The following is a 24,088-nucleotide window of genomic DNA, read 5'->3' as shown; positions in this document are numbered from 1 at the left end:
GCCCGATGAGTCAGGCCGCGCAGAATCTGAACTGGTTGATCACCAACTTCGTGGACAACACCCCTGGGGTGTCGCACACGGTGGTGGTCTCCGCAGACGGCCTGCTGCTGGCGATGTCCGAAGGATTCCCGCGCGACCGTGCCGACCAGTTGGCAGCGGTCGCCTCCGGGCTCACCTCGCTGACCGCGGGCGCGTCCCGGATCTTCGAGGGCGGCGCTGTCAGCCAGACCGTGGTGGAGATGGAACGCGGGTTCCTCTTCCTGATGTCCATCTCGGACGGCTCGTCACTGGCCGTGCTCGCCCACCCGGACGCCGACATCGGTCTGGTCGGGTACGAGATGGCCCTCCTGGTCGACCGCGCGGGAACGGTCCTCACCCCGGACCTCCGCGCCGAACTCCAGGGCAGCCTGCTCCACTAGGCGGCGATGAACCGGTGTCCGACACGATTGCCCCAGGTACCGCACTCCAACCCTCGCCCGTCCGGCCGTTTCAACCCCCCACCGGCCCCTTCAGACGGCAGGCCGACCCCTTGCTGTCACGCCCGGAGGATTCATGACCCCGCCACCCGCCTCACCCGATCCGTACGGCGCGCTGCACCACGCGTCGTACGAAGGTGAAGGCGACCAGCCGCTGGTTCGTCCCTATGCCATGACCGGTGGCCGGACCCGGCCGCGCTACCAGCTCGCCATAGAGGCCCTGGTCTCCACCACGGCCGACCCGGCGCATCTGGCGACGCTGCTCCCGGAGCACCAGCGGATCTGCCACCTCTGCCGTGAGGTCAAGTCGGTGGCCGAGGTATCGGCGCTGCTGTCGATGCCACTCGGTGTGGCCCGGATTCTCGTCGCGGATCTGGCGGAAGCCGGCATGGTGGCCATCCACCAGCCGGGCAACGGAGAGGCCGGCGGCGCGCCGGATGTGACACTGCTCGAAAGGGTGCTCAGTGGACTTCGCAAGCTCTAGCGGCGGTGCGGCCCGGGCCACCACCTCGGCGAAGATCGTGGTGGCGGGCGGTTTCGGCGTGGGTAAGACCACGTTCGTCGGTGCCGTTTCGGAGATCAACCCGCTGCGTACCGAAGCCGTGATGACGTCCGCGTCCGCGGGCATCGACGATCTGACCCACACCGGCGGCAAGACCACCACGACGGTGGCCATGGACTTCGGCCGTATCACCCTGGACCAGGACCTGATCCTGTACCTCTTCGGTACCCCGGGTCAGGACCGCTTCTGGTTCATGTGGGACGACCTGGTCCGCGGCGCGATCGGCGCCGTCGTCCTGGTGGACACCCGGCGTCTCGCCGACTGCTTCCCGGCCGTCGACTACTTCGAGAACAGCGGCCTGCCCTTCGTCATCGCCCTCAACGGCTTCGACGGACACCAGCCGTACACACCGGACGAGGTGCGCGAGGCCCTGCAGATCGGCCCCGACACCCCGATCATCACGACGGATGCCCGCCACCGCGGCGATGCGAAGAGCGCGCTCATTACGCTCGTGGAGCACGCGCTGATGGCCCGGCTGAAGTAGCCGAAAGCTCGCCGCAAGTCGGTATGGGCATACGGCAGTTGCCGTAGTCGCACGGGGGCGGACTGTGTCCTTTGACACGATCCGCCCCCGTGTTCATAACGTTTCGACAGAGAATTACCCGGGCTTCGACACCCGATGCGTTCGGCCGGTATCACTGTGCTCACATGAGCCCCGCCTTTTGACGGGGCTCGCTCTTTATGCCCGTTTTATCTGAGGCTTGGACCACTCGGAATGGCTCATTCCGAGTGTTTGGAACGCGGCCGGTCCCCGTGCTGCAATTCGACGAAACTCCCGAGTAGTACGGCCCTGAACGAAAAACGGCACAGCGTAGGTGCCGACGCCGAGAGGTTGTTGGTCGAGTGAGGCGTAGCAACGAGGGCTCCGCAGTTCAGCCGGAGCGGGACAATTTCACCCCGCTGCCGCGCACCGCGGCGTCACCCGCCGACGTGTCCGCACAGGCACCGGCCGGTGGCAGCACCAGCAGGCTGTCCCCCCGCAACTGGCGGGTGCCCACCCGGCTGAACGCCATCCTCCTGATCCCTGTACTGGTCGGCCTCATCATGGGCGGCTTCCAGGTGAAGGGGTCGATCGACACGTGGAAAGAGGCCGAGGACGCCGAGAAGACCGCGCTGATCGTCCGCGCGGCCTCGGAGTACGGGCAGGCACTGCTCAACGAGCGTGACCTCACCGCGCAGTCCCTGTTGTCGAACAAGCGTGACGCCGCGGTCGTCTCCGAGGCGCGTGCCACCACTGATGCCGCCGCCGCCAAGTTCGACGGCGCCGTGCAGGACATGCCGAAGGATCAGGGCCTGGAGCGCCGTCTCCAGCTGTTCAAGCAGGAGGAGCCCAACCTCCCCGACCTGCGCAAGGCCGCCTACGCCGAGGCCATGGACCCGGTGAAGACGGAAGAGGGCTACGTCAAGGTTCAGCACTCCCTGATGGAGTTCAGCAACGAACTCGGCCTCGGCACCGGCAACATCACCAGCTACGGCCGTACGGTCTACGCGATCGAGCTGGCCAAGGCGGCAGAATCGCTCCAGCGCTCCATCGGTATGCACCTGCTGGTGCGCCCGAGCCAGGAGGGCCCCAAGTTCGACGCCCAGGTCAAGGCGTTCGGCTCGTACAACTACCTGGAGCAGATCGCCCTCGGCGAGTTCGTCTCCGGTGGTACGGAGGCCGACTCCGCGCGGCTGAAGCAGGTCATGGCCGATACGGCGGCCGAGGGTGCGAAGAAGCTGAAAACCGCCAAGGAGCAGGCCGACGCGGCCGGTGTGCCGTTCGTCGCGCCGCCCAGCATCGACGGCTCGGTCTTCGACGGGATGGCTCAGCAGATCGGTCAGGGCAAGTCGCCCCAGAAGCTGGCCGCCAAGGGCATCACGCCCGAGACCTGGATGGCCGCCGCGACCGCCAAGTTCGACGGCTACACCACGGTCGAGGACGAGCTCGTCGACAAGGCGGTGACCGAGGCCGCGGACATCTCGTCCAGCGCCAGGACCGACGCCATCGTCAACGCCGCGATCGTGCTGGTGGCCCTGCTGGCCGCGTTCTTCCTGGCCGGACTCATGGCCCGCCAGATGAGCCGATCGATGCGCCAGCTGCGTACCGCCGCCTTCGGGATCGCCGAGCAGCGGCTGCCGATGCTGGTCGACCAGCTGTCGCGGACCGAGCCGGGCCGGGTCGACACCCGGGTCCAGCCGATTCCGATCACCAGCCGGGACGAGATCGGCGAGGTCGCCCGCGCCTTCGACCAGGTGCACCGCGAGGCGGTGCGGCTCGCGGCCGAGCAGGCCATGCTGCGGGGCAACGTCAACGCGATCTTCACCAACCTGTCGCGTCGCAACCAGTCGCTGATCGAGGGCCAGCTGACCCTCATCACCGACCTGGAGAACAACGAGGCCGACCCGGACCAGCTGGAGAGCCTCTTCCGGCTCGACCACCTCGCGACCCGTATGCGCCGCAACGGCGAGAACCTCCTCGTCCTCGCCGGCGAGGAGCCGGGCCGCCGCTGGAACCAGCCGGTTCCGCTGGTCGACGTCCTGCGGGCCGCCTCCTCCGAGGTGGAGTCGTACGAGCGCATCGAGCTCTCCGGTGTCCCGGAGACCGAGATCCACGGTCAGGCCGTCACCGACCTCGTGCACCTCCTTGCGGAACTGCTGGAGAACGCCACCACGTTCTCCTCGCCCCAGACCAAGGTCCGCGTCACCGCCACCCGGCTGCCGGACAGCCGCGTGATGATCGAGATCCACGACAAGGGCATCGGCCTCACCGCCGAGGACTTCGCGGACATCAACCACAAGCTGGCCAACCCGCCGACCGTGGACGCCGCGGTCTCCCAGCGGATGGGACTCTTCGTGGTCGGCCGGCTCGCCGACCGGCACGGCATCCGGGTCCAGCTGCGCCCCTCGGGCGAACAGGCCGGAACCACCTCGCTGGTCATGCTGCCGGACGCGATCACCCACGGAGGCGGGGGCGAGAGCCTCGGCTCCACGGACCCTCAGGACGACTTCACCGTCTCCTCGATCATCCCGCAGCAGTCGTCGTTCGAGCCGGAGCCGCAGCAGTCCCCGCTGCGCACGGCGGCCGAACTCGGCTTCGACGACTCCCGGTACGAGCAGCCGGCCGACGCCGCGCAGCTGGACCCGGTGGGCCGCTCGCTGATGCGTGAGGAGCGCCGGGCGGCGCTGGAGGCCCAGACGGGCGGTGAGCGCCCGCAGTTCGCGGACGCCTCCTTCTCGGACACCTCGTACACCGAGGACGCGTACGCACAGGATCCGTACGCGCAGGAGCCGCAGCAGGGCCAGCAGCAGGAGCAGTACGCACAGGCCTCGTACGACGGTTCCTACGACCCGTACCGCGGCGAGACCGGCTATCCGGAGCAGTCCGACTACGCACCGCAGGACGGCTATCCGGAGGCGGCATATACCACCCGGGAGAGCGCTCAGCAGGGTTACGAGGAACAGTTCGCGGCCCAGCCCCACCAGGAAGAGTGGGCAGATCAGGGCACGTACCAGAACGCGTACGAGCCCACACCGCAGGCCGAACCGGAATCTGCCCCCAGCGCTCCCGCGGAGCCGCAGGAGCGCGTAGGCTTCGACCGTCCGGGTTCCACCCCGAACGCCGGCCACGAGCTGACCGATGCCGGTCTGCCGCGCCGGGGCGGTCAGCAGCACTGGCAGCCCACCGGCCGCGGAAACGACCAGCCCGTCTCAGCCGAGCAGCAGCCGCCGCGGCAGCAGAAGTTGCCGCAGCGGCCGTCGCCCGCGCAGCAGGACGGGAACGGCTCCGACGACTGGCGCTCGACGAACGACGAGCGCTGGGAGCGAGCCGAGAAGCTCCGGGAGCCGAAGGCGGGCGGGGTCACCCCGTCCGGACTTCCCCGGCGGGTGCCCAAGGCCAATCTGGTCGAGGGCACGGCGGAGCAGACCCAGCAGGGCGGCCCTCAGGTCTCCCGCGCCCCTGAGGACGTCCGGGGCAGGTTGAGCAACCTGCGCCGGGGCATTCAGCGGGGACGTAACGCTGGTTCGGACGCAAGTACTACCTACAACCAGGAGCGTTAGTGTGAGCCCGATGAGCCAGGCGGCGCAGAATCTCAACTGGTTGATCACCAACTTCGTGGACAACACCCCCGGGGTGTCGCACACGGTGGTGGTCTCCGCCGACGGACTCCTGCTGGCCATGTCCGAAGGATTCCCACGCGATCGTGCCGACCAGCTGGCGGCCGTTGCTTCCGGTCTGACCTCGCTGACCGCGGGCGCCTCGCGGATCTTCGAGGGCGGCGCCGTGAACCAGACCGTGGTGGAGATGGAGCGCGGATTCCTCTTCATCATGTCCATCTCTGACGGATCTTCGCTGGCAGTTCTTGCACATCCGGACGCCGATATCGGTCTGGTTGGGTACGAAATGGCACTTCTGGTCGACCGTGCGGGCAGTGTCCTCACACCCGATCTCCGTGCCGAACTGCAGGGAAGTCTTCTTAACTAACAGACAGGCGGTGCGTTCCGCGCCACCGCGCCATAAGGTGCGGTGGCGCGGCCCCACTGAGACCAGGAACGGCAGTCGGAGGAGGAAACGTGGCAACACCCTCAGGCGGACACCAGTACCACGGTGGTCAGCAGGTACCGGGTGAGCACGGGGACAACCGTTTCAACTTCCCCTCCACGCCCAGCAGACAGGGCTCGCAGCAGCCCTATCAGCCACCTCAGCAGCCGTATCCGCCCCAACAGGCGCAGGGCGGCGGGTGGCCGCAGGCCCAGGACGGTGAGTGGCCCCAGCAGCCGCAGCACCCTCAGCGGCCGCACCGGTTGGACGCGCCCCGGCAGCCCCGGATTCAGCCGGTGCAGCCGCGGCGGGCCGCCGAGCCCGCAGAACCGGCGGCGCACAACCCGCTGGTCCGTCCATACGCCATGACCGGCGGCCGGACCCGACCGCGATACCAGCTCGCCATTGAGGCGTTGGTCAGTACCACGGCCGATCCATCCCTGCTGCAGGGGCAGTTGCCCGAGCACCAGCGGATCTGCCGGCTGTGCTTCGAGATCAAGTCGGTCGCCGAGATCTCGGCGCTTCTCTCGATCCCCCTCGGCGTTGCCCGGATCCTCGTAGCCGACCTGGCCGAGGCCGGACTCGTCGCTATCCATCAGCCCGGCGGCGACGAGTCCGCCAGCGGCCAGCCAGATGTGACACTGCTCGAAAGGGTGCTCAGTGGACTTCGCAAGCTCTAGCGGCGGAGCAGCCCGCTCCACTACCTCCGCGAAGATCGTGGTGGCAGGGGGCTTCGGCGTGGGTAAGACCACGTTCGTCGGTGCCGTTTCGGAGATCAACCCGCTGCGTACCGAAGCCGTGATGACGTCCGCGTCCGCGGGCATCGACGATCTGACCCACACCGGGGACAAGACCACCACGACGGTGGCCATGGACTTCGGCCGTATCACCCTGGACCAGGACCTGATCCTGTACCTCTTCGGTACCCCCGGTCAGGACCGCTTCTGGTTCATGTGGGACGACCTGGTCCGCGGCGCGATCGGCGCCGTCGTCCTGGTGGACACCCGGCGTCTCGCCGACTGCTTCCCGGCCGTCGACTACTTCGAGAACAGCGGCCTGCCCTTCGTCATCGCCCTCAACGGCTTCGACGGACACCAGCCGTACACACCGGACGAGGTGCGCGAGGCCCTGCAGATCGGCCCCGACACCCCGATCCTGACCACGGACGCCCGCCACCGTGCGGATGCCAAGAGCGCGCTCATCACCCTGGTCGAGCATGCGCTGATGGCCCGCCTGCGGTAGTCCCCGGCAGCCATGCGGAAGGCCCCGCACTCCTTCGGGAGTGCGGGGCCTTCCGCGTTGCGGGGCTTCGGCCACGCTGTGTCCTCGATCGCCGGATCGCCGGACGGGCTGAAACGAATCGCCGGACGAGCTTGATTCCAAGCCCGTCCGGCGATCGAGGACAGCGGGTCTCAGCCCTGCCAGGAGTGCGGGGCGCGGAAGCCCGGGGTGCGCTCCAGACGGCGCCAGCCCGCGGAGGTACGGCCCCGGTGGGCCGGAGCGGCGGACGTGGCTGCGGCGCGGGCGAGCAGGACCGCGGTTATGGCGGCCAGCTCCTCGGGGTCGGCAAGACCCTTCTCGACGCGCAGCACGGACTCGGCAGGAACAGTGCTCATGGGATGTATCTCCGTCTTTTCGGCAGTACCGTGGCGGACTGTGCGGGGTGGTACGCAGTCGCGGTTACTGCGGGGGGTTCCCGTGCTTGCGGGACGGCAGATCGGCGTGCTTGGACCGGAGCATCGCGAGCGAGGCGATCAGGACCTCGCGGGTCTCGGCGGGGTCGATGACGTCGTCGACCAGGCCGCGCTCGGCGGCGTAGTACGGATGCATCAGTTCGGCCTTGTATTCCTTGACCATGCGGATCCGCATGGCCTCCGGGTCCTCGGCGTCGGCGATCTGCCGACGGAAGATGACGTTGGCGGCACCTTCGGCGCCCATCACGGCGATCTCGTTGGTGGGCCAGGCGTACGTCAGGTCCGCACCGATGGACTGGCTGTCCATCACGATGTACGCCCCGCCGTAGGCCTTGCGCAGGATCAGCGAGATCCTCGGCACCGTGGCGTTGCAGTACGCGTAGAGCAGCTTCGCACCGTGCCGAATGATTCCACCGTGCTCCTGATCGACGCCGGGCAGGAAGCCGGGTACGTCCAAAAGGGTGATGATGGGAATGTTGAATGCATCGCACATCTGAACGAAGCGGGCCGCCTTCTCCGACGCCTCGATGTCCAGGACACCGGCGAGGGATTGCGGCTGGTTGGCCACGATGCCGACGACCTGACCGTCGAGCCGGGCCAGGGCGCAGACGATGTTGCGGGCCCAGCGCTCGTGGATCTCCAGGTAGTCGCCGTCGTCGACGAGCTCCTCGATGACCTTGTGCATGTCGTACGGGCGGTTGCCGTCGGCCGGCACCAGGTCCAGCAGGACGTCGCCGCGCCGGTCGGCCGGGTCGTCACTCGCCACGGTGGGCGGGTTCTCCCGGTTGTTGGACGGGAGCATCGACAGCAGGTACCGCACCTCGGCGATACAGGTCTCCTCGTCGTCGTACGCGAAGTGCGCGACGCCCGAGGTCTCGGCGTGCACATCGGCGCCGCCGAGGCCGTTCTGCGAGATCTCCTCACCGGTGACCGCCTTCACGACGTCCGGTCCGGTGATGAACATCTGGGAGGTCTCGCGGACCATGAAGACGAAGTCGGTGAGGGCGGGGCTGTAGGCCGCGCCGCCCGCGCACGGGCCGAGCATCACGGAGATCTGCGGGATGACGCCGGAGGCGCGCGTGTTGCGCTGGAAGATGCCGCCGTATCCGGCGAGCGCGCTGACGCCCTCCTGGATGCGGGCGCCGGCGCCGTCGTTCAGCGAGACCAGCGGTGCGCCCGCCGAGATCGCCATGTCCATGATCTTGTGGATCTTGGTGGCGTGGGCCTCGCCCAGGGCGCCGCCGAAGATCCGGAAGTCGTGTGCGTAGACGAAGACCGTGCGGCCCTCGACCGTGCCCCAGCCGGTGATGACACCGTCGGTGTACGGCTTCTTCTCCTCCAGGCCGAACCCGGTCGCCCGGTGCCGGCGGAGCTGCTCGACCTCCTTGAACGAATCCGGGTCCAGGAGCAGCTCGATGCGCTCACGCGCTGTCAGCTTGCCCTTGGCGTGCTGGGCCTCGGTCGCCCGGTCGCTCGGTCCGCGCCGGGCCTGCTCGCGCAGCGCCAGCAGTTCGGTCACCCGGCCACGGGTGTCACTCGGCTCGCCCGGGGTTTCGTCCACAACGGTCATGTATCGACCCTACGAACCCGGCCAAGAAAATCCTGCCGTCGACTCCGTACAGTCTCCTGACCCGTTTCCTGGCGGAGCCGGACAGAAACGTTGCCCCATGCAGGCGAACCACCAGGGGAATGCGGTCCCACTTTGTGAGAGCTCTACAAAACGGGACTGTGGTGTACCGCACAAGCCCGTCACCCCGGGCGTGTGGGCCGTTTGTGCCTACCGCACGCAGGAGCGGCGGTCCGGACCCGTCGGCCCAGGGCCTGCAGGGCCGATTTTTCGGATCTTTCCGGATCAGGGAGCCCGGCAGGACCCGGAACGAAAGGCCCTAGGAGGGCACAGCGAAGGCTAGCGCCTGCCCTACCCGGCGCGACCCGCAGGACCAGGTGGCGGCCGGTGGCGCGCACCTCGATCCCCGGGTCGGTGGAGACGACCTCGCGCACCGGATGCTCCCACACCACGTCCACGGGCGTCCCGCTCCGGTCGGGCCCGCTCACGCACACCGTCGTCGAGTGACGCCTCTCCCGTACGAGCACGCTGGCCGGTGCCGTGACGGAAAGCGGGCCCGCCGTGCCCGGCTGCCAGAAATTGGCGGCGGTCAGCCCCAGCGAACGGACGGCGACGCCCTGCCGGTCCGCGGTGTTGGCCAGCACGGTCAGCCATTGCCGGTCCGCCGCGCGGGCGGCGAGCGCGCGGCGGGACGCGCCCGGCATCAGCAGACAGAGATACGTGGCGTCGGTGGGATCCGTGCCGTGGTGCTGTAGATCGTCGCGGCGAGGTGGTCGAGGCCTCGGACGATGTCGGCGAGGAGCGCGGTGTCACCCGTGTGGCCGGTGCCCTGCTGGGCGTACGCCTGGGTCATCGTCCACAGGCGGCTGTAGCTCGCGGTGATGCCGGACGGCGGATCGAAGGGACGGTCGGCCCAGAGGGAGGCCGCGGCGGGGGCCATGGTGGCGCGGAACCCCGCGGCGAGTCCACCGGTCTCGGCGAGCCGAGACGCGTAGGGCTCGGCGGCGGCGTCGTATCCGGTGCCGAGTGCGAGATCGACCCAGCGCAGCCGGAGGGTGTCGAACTCGTCGGCGGGTGCGTCGATGGCGTGCGCCTGTCCAGGGAGGGCCAGGCCGAGTGCGGTGGCGCTACTGGTGGCCAGAAAGGCACGGCGTGACAAGGCGGGCAGGAGTGACACGACAAGACCTCCGGAACCTCAGTGGTATGGACCGGCCGCCCGCCGGTTTAGCACGCGCCCGTGGGAACGGGAAGGGGGCGGGACCGAGACCGGCCCCGCCCCCTCACCGCCTATTGCTCAGTGCTCACCGATCGCCCGGTCAACTCCCGCAGTGGAACCGCGCGTTGCCCCAGTCCGCGTGGTCGTTGCCGTTGCCGTCGCCGCCGTCCCCGACGACCAGCTCGACGTACTTCGCTCCGGTGACGTCCGCCGTGAGCGACCAGGCGGTGTCGGCCGCCTTGAGCACCGGTGACTTCACCTTCTCCGTGCCGTCGGCGGTGACGCTGAACTGCACGCTGCCCGCGCTCTTCTGAACATCGTCCACGCCGACCTCGGCGGTGAACGAGGTGCACTGGCCGCCCAGGTAGTAGCGGATCTTCGCGGGGGCGTGGCTGCCCAGGCCCTTGGCGTAGACCGTGCCGCCGATGGTCAGCGGGGAGCCGTCGCCGGCGCCCGTCTCACCGTTGGAGATGTCACGCTCGACCGGTCCCCAGCCGTTGCTGGCGGCGGTCCAGTCCAGGTCGCTGGCCCAGCTGTCCGTGGTGGGCGGCGGCGGCAACGTGCGTACGGACGTCTGCGCGCCGAGGGTCCGCTGCGCGCTGCCGACCGTATAGGACACCTCGGAACTCAGGTTGTACGTCTGGTACTTGGCGTCCACCGGCGGAGTGACCCGCCAGCCGGCGGTGGCCTTGGCACCCGCCGCGACCGAGTCGAAGGTGACCGCGCCCACGGGCTCCGCCTTCCAGCCGTCCGGGACGGTGAGGCTCACCGAAACGCCGGTGACCGGCGTCGCCTCGTAGTTGGTGAAGCTCGCCTCGACGACGCCTGCGACGCCCGGCTCCAGGGTCTCCGCGGACGGGTCGACGCTGAGCGTTCCGCAGGCGGCCATCTCACCGGCCGGGGCGGCGCCGAGGTCGGTCACGGTGAACCCGTCCAGGACGAAGTCGGCACCGTCGGGTGCGTCGCCACGCTTGCGCAGCCCGGCCCAGGTGTCACCGCAGCCCGCCGTGACGGTCTCGGAGAAGTGTCCCGTGGTTCGCTGCTGACCGATCGCCGTGGTGCGGGTCTCGACCGAGTCGGGGGTGCCGTCGGCCGTGATCCGGTCGTACCCGTCGACCCACTCGTAGGCGCCGGCGTGGCTGGACTGGTAGTCGTACTCCACCTTGTAGCGGTGGCCGTTGGCCATCGGTACGGTCCAGGGCGCGGTTCGGTAGACGAGCCCGCCGTTCTCCTCATGGGCCTTGAGGGACTCCTTGCCGCCGATCACGTCGTCGACGAGCTTCCCGTTCCAGCCGGCCTGGGTGTACGGGGCGTGCAGCTGGGAGATGACGGTGCGGGGGTCGGTGGAACCGCCCGCGTCGCCCTTGAGGAAGGGGCCCCAGCCCTGGTCGACGTCCTCGAAGTCCTCGTACACGACGGTGTTCTTCTTCGTCGCCGGGGCGTTGGCGACGATACGTACGTCATCGGCCCGCACGGTGGCGGCGCTTCCTCCGGCCGCTTCGATACGGAACGTGGTGCGGCCGCTCGCGGGCGCGGTGAAGTTCACCTTGGCGCGCTGGAAGTACGTGCCGTGCCAGTCGGACGCGGCCACGTAGTCCTCGGCCGTGGAGCGGTCCACGACGACGGACTTCCCGCCGATCGAGAGTGTCGTGTGCCGGGTCTTTCCTGGCTGGACCTCGATGAGCGCGGACGCGGTGTAGCGCTTGCCGGGCGTGAGGCCGGAGATGCGCTGCGAGAGTGCCGCCGTGCCGGCGCCGGAGAGCTTGGCGCTGTTGCGGCCCCGGCCGTCGGTGTCGCGGGCGACGGTGCCGGTCTTCGACCAGGCGGTCAGCCCGTCGTCGTTGAAGCCCGGGTCGTCGACCGGGGTGCCCTCGCCCCACTGGGGGTCGGCGGCCTTCGGCGCCTCGTCCGGGTAGAGGACGTACGGCTGTCCGGCGGTGGCCGTCAGCGTGATCTTCCCGTCGACGGGCTTGACCGTGCCTGCCTTGACCCGGCCGTTGTCGGTGAGCTTGTAGACGGTGTACGCCCCCGTGGACGGCACCGCCCAGCTGCTCGTACCACCGGACTTGCTGTAGTGGTACAGCTTCTTCCCGCCGTCCCACGGAAGCAGGTAGTCGGTGCCGCTCAGCACCTTGCGGCCGTGGTCGTAGAAGGTCCGCTTGCCGTCCTCGACGGTGCCCCGGACATCACCGGTGAAGGTGATGTCGTTGCCGTCCCAGCGGGTGATCTTCTGGTGCTGGAGGTACTTGGCGGGCAGGTTGCGCTGCCAGATGTTGTCGTAGAAGGCGTTCCAGTCGGTCTCGCCGGTCCAGCCCTCGAACTCCTGGATCGCGGTCTGGCCGAGGACCGGGTCGTTGTTCCAGACGTCCTTCTCGCCGTTGCGGATGAACCGGATGATCTTCGAGTTGAGGCCCTTGTTGGTGGCGGGGCCGTAGTCGAGGTCATTGGCCCAGTGCGACCAGAGCGAGCCGCGCTCGAACTTGTCGGCCCACTCGGTGGCGACGTTCCAGCCCTGCTTCTGCACGTCCTGGAGGGTCTTGTCGGGGATCCAGCCGTGCGTGTAGTAGACGTCGAAGTAGAGCAGGCTGAGGTTGCGGTCCGTCTCGTCGCGCAGCTGCTGTATCCGCTTGGCCAGGTCGCCGCTGTTCACGTCGCGGCGCTGGTCGATGTAGTAGCTCTGGCCGAGCCAGTTCCAGCCCGGCCTGGTCTTGTCGACGAGCTTCTCGTCGAAGGCGTTGGCCTCCGCGTACGCCTCGGTGTCGTTGATGTGGACGCCGAAGGTGGCACCCCACTTCTTGCCGTCCCTCAGGAGCTCGTTGAGGTCCTTCAGCCCGCCGGCGCGCTTGTTGTAGTTGCCGCCGTAGTCGGGGTGGGCGGAGTCGTGGCCCTCGGAGGCGTACCCCTTGAGGATCGCCCTCTGCCCGAGGCCGTCCGTGGACAGCGAGACCCGCTTGACGTCGTCGAGAGTCCGCAGGAAGGGGTGGGTGGCCTGGCTGGCGAAGTTGAACGGAATGTGGGTGATGACCCGGTCCGCGGTGTCGTCGCTGCCGGGCGCGATCACGCCGATGGTCCGGAACGCGACGGCGCCGTCCTGCCAGTCGACGGTCTTGTCGCCGTTGGCGTCGGGTGTGACGACGACCTTCGCCCAGGGAAGGTCGTCCCCGCTCTCCGGCTGTGGTGCGCCCTCGCCGCGGTAGGTCCACTGCCCGGACCAGACACCTACCCGGACGCTGCCGTCGTCGGCCTTGCGGGCCTGGTGCCAGAACCGGGCGTCGTCGCCGCCGGTGGCGCCGGACGGCTTGTCGTACGAGGAGTTGGACTCGATGGCCGCCGCGAGCGAGCCGGTGTTGACGATCGCGTACGAGGCACCGACCGGCGCCTTGTCCGCGGCAGTGTCCGCGGTGACCTTGCCGAAGACGTCGGCGGTCTTCGTCGAGTCGTTGTCCAGCCGGGTGAACGCGGTGGCGGCGCCGGTGTCGGCGGAGCCGACGGAGACCAGGTCGTGACCGGGGATGTCGATGGTGCCGACCCGGAACGCCTCGGTGTCACGGACGGCCGTCACCTTGAAGGTGGTGGCGCGCCCGGAGACCGAGAGCGAGGCGTCGATCTCGATGCCAGGCAGATCGGGGAAGGTCAGCGTGTACCGGGCGGTCGTGTCAGTGATCTCGGGCGCGGCCTTGAGCTTCACGGCGTGTGCGGTGCCGTTGAGGGTGACCTCGGTGACCGGCTTCGTGGAGCCGGACAGCTGGTTGCCGCTGGCCCGGTCGGTGTACGACAGGACGCGCGGGAAGTCGTCGGCAACAGCGACCGAGAGCTGCGGCGATCCGATGACGGCGGCGTCCGCGGGGACGGCCGCGCCGACTGCGGCGGGTGACGGGGTGGCGGCTGTGGCGGGGAGCGCGGTCCCCACCAGCGCCAGGACGGCGGCTGAGGCGGCGGCGACAGCGCCCGCCGAAGTAAATCTTCGCGACATGTTCCCTGAGTAATCCCCCTGTCCGGACACCGTCAATGACCTGCTACGACTCGGGGCGTTCCAGTCCAACAACCGCGTTGCGTAAGTCCAAGTGGACGGTGCGCGTCGGTCGACTGACGCCGCTTCACGGTGACCGTGGGAGCCTGATCCTGCGGGTGGCGGTCGCCTCCCGCAGGTGAGCGACCGCCACCTCTTGTGCCGAGTGAGCCCGCATGTACGCTGCCCGGCATTCGGCTCCCTCGATGAACGGATCGACCTCGTGCACGTTGTATTCACCGGCCGCGTCATCGAGTGGCGGGGGCCTTCACCGTTCTACTTCGCCGCCGTGCCCGACGAACAGGCCGCCGACATCCGCGAGGTGGCTGCGCTGGCCACGTACGGCTGGGGGGCTGTCCCCGTGGACGCGTGCATCGGCGAGACCGCTTTCACCACGTCGCTCTTCCCCAAGGACGGCAGCTACCTGCTGCCGCTCAAGAACGCGGTCCGCAAGCCGCAGGGACTCTCGGCAGGTGACGAGGTGACCGTGACCATGACCGTCCGCGTGTAACTGTCGCGTGATGTGGGCGTCGGCAGGATCGCGACCGGCCGCCTCGCCCGAACTGCTTGGCAGGCCGGCTCATTTCTACATCCGGACGGCGCCCGCGACCCGGCCGCTGTGCCCGAGCCCTCTCCTCAGCGCTCCCGCGTGTACGTCACGATCCACGCAAGGGTGAGAACAACTCCGAGAACCCCCACCCCGAAGATGCCGAAGGCCGTCCAGATCCCCTTTCCGTTCACCACGGAGCGCACCCCGCCGGCGAGCCCGCCGACGGCCATGCAGATGCCGAGGACGAACGCCCGTGAACTCCGGGGGCGCAGCCGGTGCCACAAGTTCGGACGGCGGCGACCAGGCGGCGGGCCTGCGGAGTGCTTCACCGGTACCTCACCTTTCCTGGTTCTGCCGGGGCTTCCACATGGGTGTCACCGGGTTCCTTCTCAGGCTCGCACCGGCGGCCCTCGGTCGTGGTCCGGGCGTGCTTGCCGTCGGCCTTCAGGTTGTTGTGCAACTGGTAAGCGAAATGACCGATCTTGCCCAGTTCGTCGTCGTAGATGACGAGGTCCCCGTCGGACGGCGCCAAGCGCGGGTCCGTCGTCGGCGCACCGTTCAACTGCATACGGGCGGCGGCATTCGCCGTGAGGCCGGCCCACTCTTCTTCGAAGGACATGAACCCTCCTGGTGATCACGATGGCTGGCTCGACTGACGTGCCACATCCGGCTATTGACCGATCCGGCGGTACGCCGCATCGGTCAGTTCGGGTCAGGACCTCGGCAGTTGGCCATGCCAATCCGTCACATATTCGGATCGACGAGGTATCCCTCGTCGCGGCCCGGCGCGGCCGACGTGGTGTGAGCCAGCAGCACGGGGTGTCCCTGTCCGGCGGACAGGGACACCCCGTGCGGGTCGGTGCGTGCGGAGGTCAGCAGCCGCCGCAGTTGTAGTACGTCACGTCCCAGTGGTTGCCCTCGTCCGCGTAGATGTTGCCGGAGGCGGACTTGTACTGGGGGGCGCCGTCACCGCGGAGCCCTATATAGCTGAAGACACCGTGGACGTAGTTGGTGAGACAGGTGGACTTGCCGAAGTCGAGCTTGTAGCCGTTCCAGTGCGAATACGTACCGCTGGCGTGCCCGGTCTCGGTGCCGCCGGTGATGTTGAGGGCGCAACCCGTGGCGCTCTTGAGGGTCTGGGCGCCCTGGGCGGTGGCCAGGTTCAGCTGTTCGAACGAGGTGCAGGTGGAGTTGTTCCGGTCGGAACAGCCGCCCGAGGACGACCAGGTGATGCCCGACGCGCGGAACATCGACGTCGCCTGCGCGTGCGTGAGCTTGGTGACGGCGTGCGCCTCGGTGGCGCCGCTGCCGAGGGCGCCGACTCCGGGGGCGAAGAGGGCGCCGAGGACGAGGGCGAGGGCGGTCAGGACGGGACGCAGGGTCATACGGGACACCATGGGGAGACTCCTCCTGCTCATGACAACTAGGCAGGGAGATAGTGCCCGAGTTCTACGCGCGTCCGCCAGAGGGCCTCGCGTGACCGTGAGATGAACGCCGTTCTTCAGGAAACGAATCGGCTCCTTGATGTTGAACTTTGAACAAGATGGGTCTACAGTCAATCTCGTTGAAGGTTAAACATCCGCTTCGACTGCCGCTCGATCACGCCCCCCGAGGAGGAGCCATGGCTCTGTTCAACCGCAAGTCCACCGTCGCCCCGTCCGCCCCCGCCACCGTCGCCGTGGACCCGGCCCTGGCCGCCCTGACCGGCGAGTACGCCATCGACCCGGCCCACAGCAGCATCGGCTTCACCGTGCGTCACGCCATGGTCACCAACGTGCGTGGCTCCTTCGGGGAGCACGAGGGCACCCTGAAGCTGGACGGTCACAACCCCGCGAACTCGGCCGCCTCCATCGACGTCAAGATCGCCAGCGTCGACACCGGCATCTCCGACCGTGACGGCCACCTGGTCAGCGGCGACTTCTTCGACGCCGAGAAGTTCCCCCTCATGACGTTCCGCTCCACGCAGGCCGAGCAGCTCGGCGGCGACAAGTACCGGATCACCGGCGACCTCACCATCAAGGACGTCACGCGCCCGCTCGCCATCGACCTGGAGTTCAACGGCTCCGCCACCGATCCCTACGGCAACGAGCGTGTCGGCTTCGAGGGCAGCGCGGACATCCTCCGCTCCGACTGGGGCCTGACCTGGAACGCGGCGCTGGAGACCGGCGGCGTGATGGTCAGCGACAAGGTCAAGCTGAACTTCGACATCTCCGCGATCAAGGCCGCCCCGCAGGCCTGATCCGCGGAAGTCCTCCGGCCCGAGCGCGCCCGCCTTCCACTCCGCTGCCGGCCACCGAACCCTCCGCCGTCCCTCTTGCAAGGGGACACGGGGAACGACACGGGATTCGCCCGGAAGTTGACCCCATTGGGCTCTCTGGAGTCGCTGATTGCCCGCACCCAGTGTGATCTGGCATTGCGCACCGCGACGAGAAGCGGGCGCCGGACGGGGCAGCCCGGGCTGAAGAGCCGGGGGCGGCCCTTGCCAGTCGAGATCGAGAAGTGGAGAAGTCAATGCAGCACAACGAGGGTCAGCGCGTGGAGTACCGGGACGCGGACAACAAGAAGTGCCAGGGCGAGATCACCAAGGTCAGCGGCACCGGCCCGTCGACGACGTACACCATCAAGAATGACAAGACGCACCGTGACGACAAGGTCCGGGAGATGCAGATCGACCAGAACCTGTAGGTGCAACTCCCCCGCTGATCCGCTGCCCCTGCCCCCCGTAGGCCGGGCTCGGGCAGGACGCTGATCCAAGGGAGTACAGGGGCGCCCGCCACCGCGGCACAGCGGCTGTGCGGGCGCCCTCACTGCTGCGCGGTGGCGGACGGAGCCGGCGGGCGGGCAGCAACGACTCTCAGAAGCCGCCGCCACCGAAATCGCCGCCACCGCCGAAATCACCACCCCCGTCGAACCCTCATGGGCGGGCCTTTCAGGGTCTTGTGACCCTGAAAGGCCTCAACTCCTGTGCGCCTCAAGCGGCCCGGTACGCCTCCTTCAGCTTGGTCGGCGCCCGGCCGGATCACCGGTGAGCAGCGGGTGGTCCGCGTCGGACCGCGCAACTACTCCGTGGGCTCGACCCCGGCCCGCAGCAGCCCGTAGGTGTACGCGTCCTCCAGCGCCTGCCAGGACGCGGCGATGACGTTCTCCGCGACGCCGACGGTCGCCCAGTCACCCGTGCCGTCGCTCGTGGTGATCAGCACGCGGGTGGTGGACTCGGTGCCGGTGCGGCCCTCCAGGATGCGGACCTTGTAGTCGACCAGCTCCAGCTTGGCGAGCTGCGGGTAGATCCGCTCCAAGCCGACGCGCAGCGCCCGGTCGAGGGCGTTGACCGGGCCGTTGCCCTCGGCGGTGGCGACGATCCGCTCGCCCTTCGCCCAGAGCTTCACGGTCGCCTCGTTGGCGTGCGTGCCGTCGGGTCGGTCCTCGACGATCGCGCGCCAGGACTCCGTACGGAAGTAGCGGCGTACCTGGCCCTCGGCCTCGGCACGCAGCAGCAGTTCGAAGGAGGCGTCCGCGGCTTCGTACGTGTAGCCCTTGAGCTCACGCTCCTTGACCCGCTCCACGACCCGGCCGACGAGCTCGCGGTCGCCCCCGAGGTCGATGCCGAGCTCCTTGCCCTTGAGCTCGATGGAGGCGCGGCCCGCCATGTCGGAGACGAGCATCCGCATGGTGTTGCCGACGAGCGCCGGATCGATGTGCTGGTAGAGGTCGGGGTCGACCTTGATGGCGGAGGCGTGCAGTCCGGCCTTGTGGGCGAAGGCTGAAACACCCACATAGGGCTGGTGAGTGGAGGGCGCGAGGTTGACGACCTCGGCGATGGCGTGCGAGATACGGGTCATTTCGGCGAGTGCGCCCTCGGGGAGGACGCTCTTGCCGTACGTGAGTTCCAGGGCGGCGACGACGGGGAAGAGGTTGGCGTTGCCGACCCGCTCGCCGTACCCGTTGGCGGTGCACTGGACGTGCGTGGCGCCCGCGTCGACGGCGGCCAGGGTGTTGGCGACGGCGCAGCCGGTGTCGTCCTGGGCGTGGATGCCGAGCCGGGCGCCGGTGTCCGCGAGGACGGTGGAGACGACGGCCTGGACCTGGGCGGGGAGCATCCCGCCGTTGGTGTCGCAGAGGATGACGACATCGGCGCCGGCCTCGTGGGCGGCCCGGACGACATCCTTGGCGTACTCGGGGTTGGCGCGGTAGCCGTCGAAGAAGTGCTCGCAGTCGACGAAGACCCGGCGGCCCTGTTCGCGCAGGTAGGAAACGGTGTCGCGGACCATCTCCAGGTTCTCTTCGAGGGTGGTGCGCAGGGCGAGTTCCACATGCCGGTCGTGCGACTTGGCGACCAGCGTGATCACCGGGGCTCCGGACTCCAGCAGCGCCTTGACCTGGGGGTCATCCGACGCCTTGGCACCGGCCCTGCGGGTCGCGCCGAAGGCGACCAGCTCGGCGTTCTTGAACTCGATCTCCTGCTGAGCCCGGGCGAAGAACTCCGTGTCGCGGGGGTTGGCGCCGGGCCAGCCTCCCTCGATGAAGCCCACGCCGAAGTCGTCCAGGTGCCGGGCAATGGTCAGCTTGTCCGCGACCGTCAGGTTGATGCCTTCACGCTGTGCACCGTCGCGCAGTGTGGTGTCGAAGACATGGAAGCTGTCGTCGGTGGGCTTGGCCTTGGTGGTCATGCTGGTCTGACTCCTGTCGGATGAGTGGATCCGGACGATTGGGCTCCACTTGCCCCCATCATCCCGCGCGCATCGCCCCGGCCGAGGTGAGGGCCGGAAAACGAAAAAACCCCTCGCGGGTGCGAGAGGTCTGCGCGCGGGTCTGGGGCACGGTGGCCGCTCCGTATCTGGTGGTACGGGACGGTCACTGCGGACCGGCGCGCCTGTTGCCAATAATCATGACGAACGAGGACACGGAGGCAGTCTCGCACAGCACTGCCTCCGCACCCCCGGCCGTCTCAGGATGCGGGCGTGACGCTCGTCGCTCCGGCCGGCTCCGTCCGCCCGCCCTCGGCAGCCACCAAGCCGACCCGGCCCAGGTCGATGTCGCGGGTCTCACGCATCGTCAGATAGACGACCAGGGTCACGGTCCGTTCGGGGTAGCGGCGGCGGAAGATCCCGGCGGCGAGTTCGTCGCGCGGATCGTCGAAGGCGCACAGCACGACGCCGTCGTTGCAGCGGTACCGGGACCGTCTCGCGCTTGATCTCGTGGTCGGAGTGGGCCGGGTCGGGCTGCACGTGGGTGACGACGGTGCCGGGGCGGGCGAAGGCGGCGACAATGTCGACAGACCGCCAGGCGTCCGCGCACGGAATTCAACCGAGCGTCTCGTCGATGAACTCGCCGATGTGAGCCAGGACTTGGGACCGGTCGGAACCGGGGAGACCCATCGCCACATGGGTGCTGAAGCCGTCCAGCAGGGCCCGTATCCGGGTGGCGTACCTGTCCGCGTCGACCGCGCGCAGCTCGCCGCGGGAGGCTCCCTCGACGAGGAGGGCGACCAGGTCGCGGTGCCAGGAGAGCTCGATGTCGAGGAGGCGGTTGCGGGAATCCTCGTCGACCCCGTGGGCCCGGTTCCACAGCTCCAGCCAGAGTGTCCAGTGCGGATCTCGGGGGCCGTCCGCGACGTACAGATCGATGTACGAGTCGAGACGTTCGCGGACCGGGACCTGGCGGGCGAGGGCGGAGCGGCGCTGCGCCCCGAGCTGTTCCTCGCTCCACTCCAAGGTCTGGAGCAGCAGCTCGTCCTTGGTGCGGAAGTAGTAGAGCAGGTGCCCGCTGCTCATGCCGACCTCGCGGCCGAGGCCCGCCATGGTGAGCTTCTCCAGCCCGTGCTGGGCGATGTTCTCCATCGCGGCGGCCAGCACGGTCTCCCGCGGCGGGGCGGCGTTCCGCCGCCGCGTGGTGCGGGCGGGCTCGGGCATGGGATTCTCCGTGGTCGGCGGGGATCTCAGCATACGGGCAGGTAGTACAGGACCGCCGGGGCCGGACGGGGTGAGGACCCGTCCGGCCCCGGCGGTGTGCCATGGGGTGGTGAACGGTGTCAGACGCGCGGCTGCTGCTGGGTGATGCAGTGGATGCCGCCGCCGTTGGCGAAGATCGGGCGGGCGTCGACCAACGTCACCTCGCGGTCCGGGAAGACACCGCGGAAGATCGCCGCCGCGTTCTCGTCGCGCTCGGCATCGCCGAAACCGCACAGCACCACGCCGCCGTTGCAGATGTAGTGGTTGATGTACGAGTAGTCGACCCAGTCGCCGTCCTCCTGCAGGACGGTCGGCGCGGCCACCTCGATGATCTCCAGGGCACGGCCCTTCGCGTCCGTCTGGGTACGCAGGAACGCGACGATCTCCTTGGAGACATCGTGGTCCGGGTGCGCCGGGTCGGGCTGGGTGTGGACCAGGACCGTGCCGGGGCGGGCGAAGGAGGCGACGATGTCGACGTGGCCCAGGGTTCCGTAGGTGCCGTAGTCGGCGGTCAGGCCGCGCGGCAGCCAGATGGCCTTGGTGGTGCCCAGGTGGGCGTGGATCTCGGCCTCGACCTGCTCCTTGGTCCAGTCCGGGTTGCGCTCCGGGCCGAGCTGGACGGTCTCGGTCAGCAGGACCGTGCCCTCGCCGTCGACGTGGATGCCGCCGCCCTCATTCACGAGCTTCGAAGCGTACGAGGCCACGCCCGCCCGATCGGCGACATGCGCCGCGATCTTGGAGTCGTGCTCCCAGCTGGCCCAGTCCTGGGCGCCCCAGCCGTTGAAGATCCAGTCCACCGCGCGGATCTCGGTGCCGTCGGTGACAAAGGTGGGGCCGATGTCGCGCATCCAGGCGTCGTTCAGCTCCTGCTCGACGATGTCGACGTCGTCACCGAGGTACGTGCGGGCGTTGCCCGTCTCGCCCAGGCCGACGACCACGGTGACCGGCTCGAAGCGGCGGACGGTGCGGGCGACCTCGGCCCAGGCCGTGCGGGCCGAGTCCAGTTCCTCGGCGTCGGTGAAGGTGGCGTTGACGCTGGGCCAGGCCATCCAGGTGCGCTCGTGCGGAGCCCACTCGGCGGGCATGCGGAAGCCGTCGGCGACGGGGGTGCTACTCATGCGGGGGTCCTCACAGGAAGTAGAGGCGGTTGAGGGAGACGGATTCGGCGGGCTCGGAGCGGATCGGGTCGCCGTCGAGGGAGACGAGGCCGGTGCGGCCGTCGACCTGGACGTCTCCGATGCGGGAGTTGAACATCAGGTCGGCGGGGCCGATGCCACGGGTGCCGCGGACAGCGACCCGACGGCGGCGCGTGGGCATCCGGTCGTTGCCCTGCTCGAGTGCGGCGCCGGCGACGAAGGCGACGGAGATGTCGGCGGCGGTGGCGCCGTGGGCGCCGAGCTGCGGGCCGAGGACGAGCGGTTCGCAGGTGTCGGTGGCGGCGTTGGGGTCGCCGGTGACGCCCCAGGCGGGGAAGCCGGACTTGAGCACCAGCTGCGGCTTGGCGCCGAAGTACTCCGGGCGCCACAGCACGATGTCGGCGAGCTTGCCGGCCTCGATCGAGCCGATCTCGTGGGAGAGGCCGTGGGCGATGGCGGGGTTGATGGTGAGCTTGGCCATGTAGCGCAGCACACGCGCGTTGTCGTCGTGCTCGCCGTCGCCGGCCATGGGACCCAGCTCGGCCTTCATCTTCCCGGCCATGGCGAAGGTGCGGCGTACGGTCTCGCCGGCGCGGCCCATGCCCTGCGCGTCGGACGACGTGATGCCGATCGCGCCCAGGTCGTGCAGAACGTCCTCGGCGCCCATCGTGCCCGCGCGGATACGGTCGCGGGCCATGGCGGCGTCGCCGGGCAGGTCCGTCTTCAGGTCGTGGACGGAGACGATCATGCCGTAGTGCTCGGCGACCGCGTCCCGGCCGAAGGGCAGGGTGGGGTTGGTGGACGAGCCGATGACGTTCGGCACGCCCGCCATCTTGAGCACGTTCGGCACGTGACCGCCGCCGCAGCCCTCAATGTGGAAGGCGTGGATCGTACGGCCGTCGAGGACGCGCAGGGTGTCCTCGACCGAGAGGCACTCATTGAGGCCGTCGCTGTGCAGGGCGACCTGGACGTCGTGTTCCTCGGCGACCCGCAGGGCGGTGTCCAGGGCTCGGGTATGCGCGCCCATGTCCTCGTGGACCTTGAAGCCCAGGGCGCCGCCCTCGGCGAGGGCCTCGACCAGGGGGGCGCCGTGCGAGGAGGAGCCGCGGCCGAGGAAGCCGATGTTGACGGGCCAGGCGTCGAAGGCGTTGAAGGCGTGGTTCAGGGCCCACGGCGAGTTGACGCCGACGCCCCAGACCGGGCCGAACTCCTGGCCGATGATCGTGGTGACGCCGGAGCTGAGCGACGCCTCCATGATGCGCGGCGACAGCACGTGCACATGGGTGTCGATGGCGCCGGCGGTGGCGATCATGCCCTCGCCGGAGACGATCGAGGTGCCGGTGCCGACGACGACGTCGACGCCGTCGAGGGTGTCGGGGTTGCCGGCTCGGCCGATCGCGTGGATGCGGCCTTCCCGGATGCCGATGGACACCTTGCGGATGCCCTGCACCGCGTCGATCACCAGGACGTTACTGATGACGACGTCGCAGGTCTCGCGGACCGCGGCGGCCTTCAGGTGCAGTCCGTCGCGGGCGGTCTTGCCGAAGCCGGCCAGGAACTCCTCGCCCGGCTTCTGGGTGTCGGACTCGACACGTACGACGAGGCCGGAGTCGCCGAGGACGACCCGGTCACCGGCACGGGGGCCGTGTACGGCTGCGTAGTCACGAGGGTCGATGGTGGTCATCCCTCAGCTCCTTTCTGCTCGGACCGGTCGGCACCCAGGTATCCGCAGGCCACTGCTCTGCGCAGGGCCTCCTCCTTGGCGCCCGGCGCGTCCAGCGGGCCGTCGACGAGGCCGGCGAAGCCGATGGCGACGCGCTCGCCGCCGATCGGCACGAGGCCGACCTCGGCCTCGCCGCCCGCGTCGAAGCGGGCGGAGGAGCCGGCCGGGATGCTCAGCCGCATGCCGTAGGCAGCGGCACGGTCGAAGTCGAGGCGGGGATTGGACTCGAAGAAGTGGAAATGCGAGGTGACGCTGACCGGGACGGCCGCGGTGTTCCGCACGACCATGCGCACCTCCGGCTCCGGCTCCTCGTGAGCCGGTCCGGGCAGCACCGCGCCCGGGGCGGCGTCGCCGAGGGAGCCTCCGCCGATCGGGTCGGAGACGACCGCGAGCCGGGAGCCGTCGTCGAACACGGCCTCGACCATCACCTCGGTCACCACGTCCGCCACACCGGGCAGCACGTCGTCGGGGCCGAGCACGTTGCGGGCCGCCTCGATGGCCTCGGCGAGCCGACGGCCGTCGCGGGCCGCCTCGCACACGGTGTCCGCGATGAGAGCAGTCGCCTCGGGGACATTGAGCTTCAACCCGCGAGCACGGCGGGCCCGCGCCAGTTCTGCGGCTCCGAACAGCAGAAGCCGGTCACGTTCCGTGGGGGTAAGTCGCACGCCACCACACCTCCTATTTA

At 69.1% G+C, this 24,088-nt stretch carries 21 protein-coding genes and 3 pseudogenes; 10 read left to right on the top strand and 14 right to left on the bottom strand.

The features are described from left to right. Positions 1-5 precede the first annotated feature (5 nt). The 7 genes from ACIBB8_RS04050 to ACIBB8_RS04020 all read left to right on the top strand — a co-directional run bounded on the left by ACIBB8_RS04050 (position 6) and on the right by ACIBB8_RS04020 (position 6,802). Entirely contained in the window at positions 6-419 is a 414-nt protein-coding gene (locus ACIBB8_RS04050; RefSeq protein ID WP_006127850.1) for a roadblock/LC7 domain-containing protein, read from the top strand. Between the two features lie 133 nt (positions 420-552). Further along, a complete protein-coding gene (locus tag ACIBB8_RS04045; protein WP_266981123.1) occupies positions 553-960 on the top strand; it encodes a DUF742 domain-containing protein in 408 nt (135 codons plus the stop codon). Then, a complete protein-coding gene (locus ACIBB8_RS04040; protein WP_358861102.1) occupies positions 941-1,522 on the top strand; it encodes an ATP/GTP-binding protein in 582 nt (193 codons plus the stop codon). Before ACIBB8_RS04045 ends, ACIBB8_RS04040 begins: the two co-directional genes overlap by 20 nt. Positions 1,523-1,881: 359 nt before the next feature. Further along, positions 1,882-5,079, top strand: coding sequence for a nitrate- and nitrite sensing domain-containing protein (locus ACIBB8_RS04035; protein WP_398948870.1), 3,198 nt, complete (start codon positions 1,882-1,884; stop codon positions 5,077-5,079). 10 nt (positions 5,080-5,089) lie between these two features. After that, a complete protein-coding gene (locus ACIBB8_RS04030; protein ID WP_006127847.1) occupies positions 5,090-5,503 on the top strand; it encodes a roadblock/LC7 domain-containing protein in 414 nt (137 codons plus the stop codon). Positions 5,504-5,592: 89 nt separating this feature from the next. Continuing rightward, positions 5,593-6,240, top strand: a complete 648-nt coding sequence (locus ACIBB8_RS04025) for a DUF742 domain-containing protein (protein WP_398948869.1) — start codon at positions 5,593-5,595, stop codon at positions 6,238-6,240. Further along, positions 6,221-6,802 (top strand): ATP/GTP-binding protein, encoded by a 582-nt coding sequence (locus tag ACIBB8_RS04020; protein ID WP_014048542.1) that lies wholly within the window; start codon positions 6,221-6,223, stop codon positions 6,800-6,802. Before ACIBB8_RS04025 ends, ACIBB8_RS04020 begins: the two co-directional genes overlap by 20 nt. A gap of 170 nt (positions 6,803-6,972) precedes the next feature. Here ACIBB8_RS04020 and ACIBB8_RS04015 read toward each other — a convergent pair whose 3' ends face one another. The 5 genes and pseudogenes from ACIBB8_RS04015 to ACIBB8_RS03995 form a co-directional block, all read right to left on the bottom strand. Continuing rightward, a complete protein-coding gene (locus ACIBB8_RS04015; protein WP_398948868.1) occupies positions 6,973-7,176 on the bottom strand; it encodes an acyl-CoA carboxylase subunit epsilon in 204 nt (67 codons plus the stop codon). A 64-nt stretch (positions 7,177-7,240) separates the two neighbouring features. Next, on the bottom strand, positions 7,241-8,824 hold the full coding sequence (locus tag ACIBB8_RS04010) for an acyl-CoA carboxylase subunit beta (RefSeq protein ID WP_358862744.1): 1,584 nt from the start codon (positions 8,822-8,824) through the stop codon (positions 7,241-7,243). A 512-nt stretch (positions 8,825-9,336) separates the two neighbouring features. Then, positions 9,337-9,525: pseudogene (locus ACIBB8_RS04005) on the bottom strand (polysaccharide lyase beta-sandwich domain-containing protein); the annotation flags it as partial. 47 nt (positions 9,526-9,572) lie between these two features. Continuing rightward, positions 9,573-9,989, bottom strand: a pseudogene (locus ACIBB8_RS04000) (twin-arginine translocation signal domain-containing protein); the annotation flags it as partial. 148 nt (positions 9,990-10,137) lie between these two features. Beyond that, complete coding sequence (locus ACIBB8_RS03995) at positions 10,138-14,010, bottom strand: endo-alpha-N-acetylgalactosaminidase family protein (RefSeq protein WP_398948867.1); 3,873 nt, start codon at positions 14,008-14,010, stop codon at positions 10,138-10,140. 259 nt (positions 14,011-14,269) lie between these two features. Between ACIBB8_RS03995 and ACIBB8_RS03990 the strand changes: the two genes are divergently transcribed. Further along, positions 14,270-14,557, top strand: a complete 288-nt coding sequence (locus tag ACIBB8_RS03990) for a DUF1905 domain-containing protein (protein ID WP_398948866.1) — start codon at positions 14,270-14,272, stop codon at positions 14,555-14,557. Positions 14,558-14,682: 125 nt separating this feature from the next. Here ACIBB8_RS03990 and ACIBB8_RS03985 read toward each other — a convergent pair whose 3' ends face one another. From ACIBB8_RS03985 to ACIBB8_RS03975, 3 genes are all read right to left on the bottom strand, one after another. Beyond that, positions 14,683-14,925, bottom strand: coding sequence for a hypothetical protein (locus tag ACIBB8_RS03985; RefSeq protein WP_398948865.1), 243 nt, complete (start codon positions 14,923-14,925; stop codon positions 14,683-14,685). Then, positions 14,922-15,215, bottom strand: coding sequence for a hypothetical protein (locus tag ACIBB8_RS03980; protein ID WP_398948864.1), 294 nt, complete (start codon positions 15,213-15,215; stop codon positions 14,922-14,924). Before ACIBB8_RS03980 ends, ACIBB8_RS03985 begins: the two co-directional genes overlap by 4 nt. Positions 15,216-15,468: 253 nt before the next feature. Further along, positions 15,469-15,993, bottom strand: a complete 525-nt coding sequence (locus tag ACIBB8_RS03975; protein WP_366136785.1) for a hypothetical protein — start codon at positions 15,991-15,993, stop codon at positions 15,469-15,471. 224 nt (positions 15,994-16,217) lie between these two features. Here ACIBB8_RS03975 and ACIBB8_RS03970 point away from each other — a divergent pair, with 224 nt between their 5' ends. Then, positions 16,218-16,835 carry a YceI family protein gene (locus tag ACIBB8_RS03970; protein ID WP_398948863.1) on the top strand — a complete coding sequence of 206 codons (618 nt, stop codon included), beginning with the start codon at positions 16,218-16,220 and terminating at the stop codon, positions 16,833-16,835. 272 nt (positions 16,836-17,107) lie between these two features. Beyond that, positions 17,108-17,281: a hypothetical protein gene (locus ACIBB8_RS03965; protein ID WP_358862740.1), complete on the top strand. Its 174-nt coding sequence runs from the start codon at positions 17,108-17,110 to the stop codon at positions 17,279-17,281. 374 nt (positions 17,282-17,655) lie between these two features. Here ACIBB8_RS03965 and cimA read toward each other — a convergent pair whose 3' ends face one another. The 6 genes and pseudogenes from cimA to ureA all read right to left on the bottom strand — a co-directional run bounded on the left by cimA (position 17,656) and on the right by ureA (position 24,068). Further along, complete coding sequence (gene cimA, locus ACIBB8_RS03960) at positions 17,656-19,263, bottom strand: citramalate synthase (RefSeq protein ID WP_398948862.1); 1,608 nt, start codon at positions 19,261-19,263, stop codon at positions 17,656-17,658. A 278-nt stretch (positions 19,264-19,541) separates the two neighbouring features. After that, positions 19,542-19,869 (bottom strand): annotated as a pseudogene (locus ACIBB8_RS03955) (hypothetical protein); the annotation flags it as partial. A gap of 27 nt (positions 19,870-19,896) precedes the next feature. Then, a complete protein-coding gene (locus tag ACIBB8_RS03950) occupies positions 19,897-20,505 on the bottom strand; it encodes a TetR/AcrR family transcriptional regulator (protein WP_398948860.1) in 609 nt (202 codons plus the stop codon). 119 nt (positions 20,506-20,624) lie between these two features. Beyond that, positions 20,625-21,662: an agmatine/peptidylarginine deiminase gene (locus tag ACIBB8_RS03945; protein WP_398948859.1), complete on the bottom strand. Its 1,038-nt coding sequence runs from the start codon at positions 21,660-21,662 to the stop codon at positions 20,625-20,627. 10 nt (positions 21,663-21,672) lie between these two features. Then, complete coding sequence (locus ACIBB8_RS03940; RefSeq protein ID WP_398948858.1) at positions 21,673-23,364, bottom strand: urease subunit alpha; 1,692 nt, start codon at positions 23,362-23,364, stop codon at positions 21,673-21,675. After that, a complete protein-coding gene (gene ureA / locus ACIBB8_RS03935; RefSeq protein ID WP_398948856.1) occupies positions 23,361-24,068 on the bottom strand; it encodes an urease subunit gamma in 708 nt (235 codons plus the stop codon). The genes ACIBB8_RS03940 and ureA overlap by 4 nt, the downstream gene beginning before the upstream one ends. Positions 24,069-24,088 lie beyond the last annotated feature (20 nt).

It is taken from the genome of Streptomyces sp. NPDC051286 (assembly GCF_044455345.1).
Lineage (GTDB): Bacteria > Actinomycetota > Actinomycetes > Streptomycetales > Streptomycetaceae > Streptomyces.
Note: the sequence above shows the minus strand (reverse complement) of the source record. Positions and strands in the feature narration are given on the sequence as shown.

What these genes read in the sequence shown, in the direction of transcription:
- ACIBB8_RS04050 (WP_006127850.1), top strand. Translation starts at nt 6, where the DNA reads ATGAGTCAGGCCGCGCAGAATCTGAACTGGTTGATCACCAACTTCGTG.
- ACIBB8_RS03995 (WP_398948867.1), bottom strand. Translation starts at nt 14,010, where the DNA reads ATGTCGCGAAGATTTACTTCGGCGGGCGCTGTCGCCGCCGCCTCAGCC.
- ACIBB8_RS04015 (WP_398948868.1), bottom strand. Translation starts at nt 7,176, where the DNA reads ATGAGCACTGTTCCTGCCGAGTCCGTGCTGCGCGTCGAGAAGGGTCTT.
- ACIBB8_RS04030 (WP_006127847.1), top strand. Translation starts at nt 5,090, where the DNA reads ATGAGCCAGGCGGCGCAGAATCTCAACTGGTTGATCACCAACTTCGTG.
- ACIBB8_RS03940 (WP_398948858.1), bottom strand. Translation starts at nt 23,364, where the DNA reads ATGACCACCATCGACCCTCGTGACTACGCAGCCGTACACGGCCCCCGT.
- ACIBB8_RS03975 (WP_366136785.1), bottom strand. Translation starts at nt 15,993, where the DNA reads ATGGTGTCCCGTATGACCCTGCGTCCCGTCCTGACCGCCCTCGCCCTC.
- ACIBB8_RS03970 (WP_398948863.1), top strand. Translation starts at nt 16,218, where the DNA reads ATGGCTCTGTTCAACCGCAAGTCCACCGTCGCCCCGTCCGCCCCCGCC.
- ACIBB8_RS03950 (WP_398948860.1), bottom strand. Translation starts at nt 20,505, where the DNA reads ATGCCCGAGCCCGCCCGCACCACGCGGCGGCGGAACGCCGCCCCGCCG.
- ACIBB8_RS04045 (WP_266981123.1), top strand. Translation starts at nt 553, where the DNA reads ATGACCCCGCCACCCGCCTCACCCGATCCGTACGGCGCGCTGCACCAC.
- ACIBB8_RS03980 (WP_398948864.1), bottom strand. Translation starts at nt 15,215, where the DNA reads ATGTCCTTCGAAGAAGAGTGGGCCGGCCTCACGGCGAATGCCGCCGCC.
- ACIBB8_RS03945 (WP_398948859.1), bottom strand. Translation starts at nt 21,662, where the DNA reads ATGAGTAGCACCCCCGTCGCCGACGGCTTCCGCATGCCCGCCGAGTGG.
- ACIBB8_RS04010 (WP_358862744.1), bottom strand. Translation starts at nt 8,824, where the DNA reads ATGACCGTTGTGGACGAAACCCCGGGCGAGCCGAGTGACACCCGTGGC.
- ACIBB8_RS03965 (WP_358862740.1), top strand. Translation starts at nt 17,108, where the DNA reads ATGCAGCACAACGAGGGTCAGCGCGTGGAGTACCGGGACGCGGACAAC.
- cimA (WP_398948862.1), bottom strand. Translation starts at nt 19,263, where the DNA reads ATGACCACCAAGGCCAAGCCCACCGACGACAGCTTCCATGTCTTCGAC.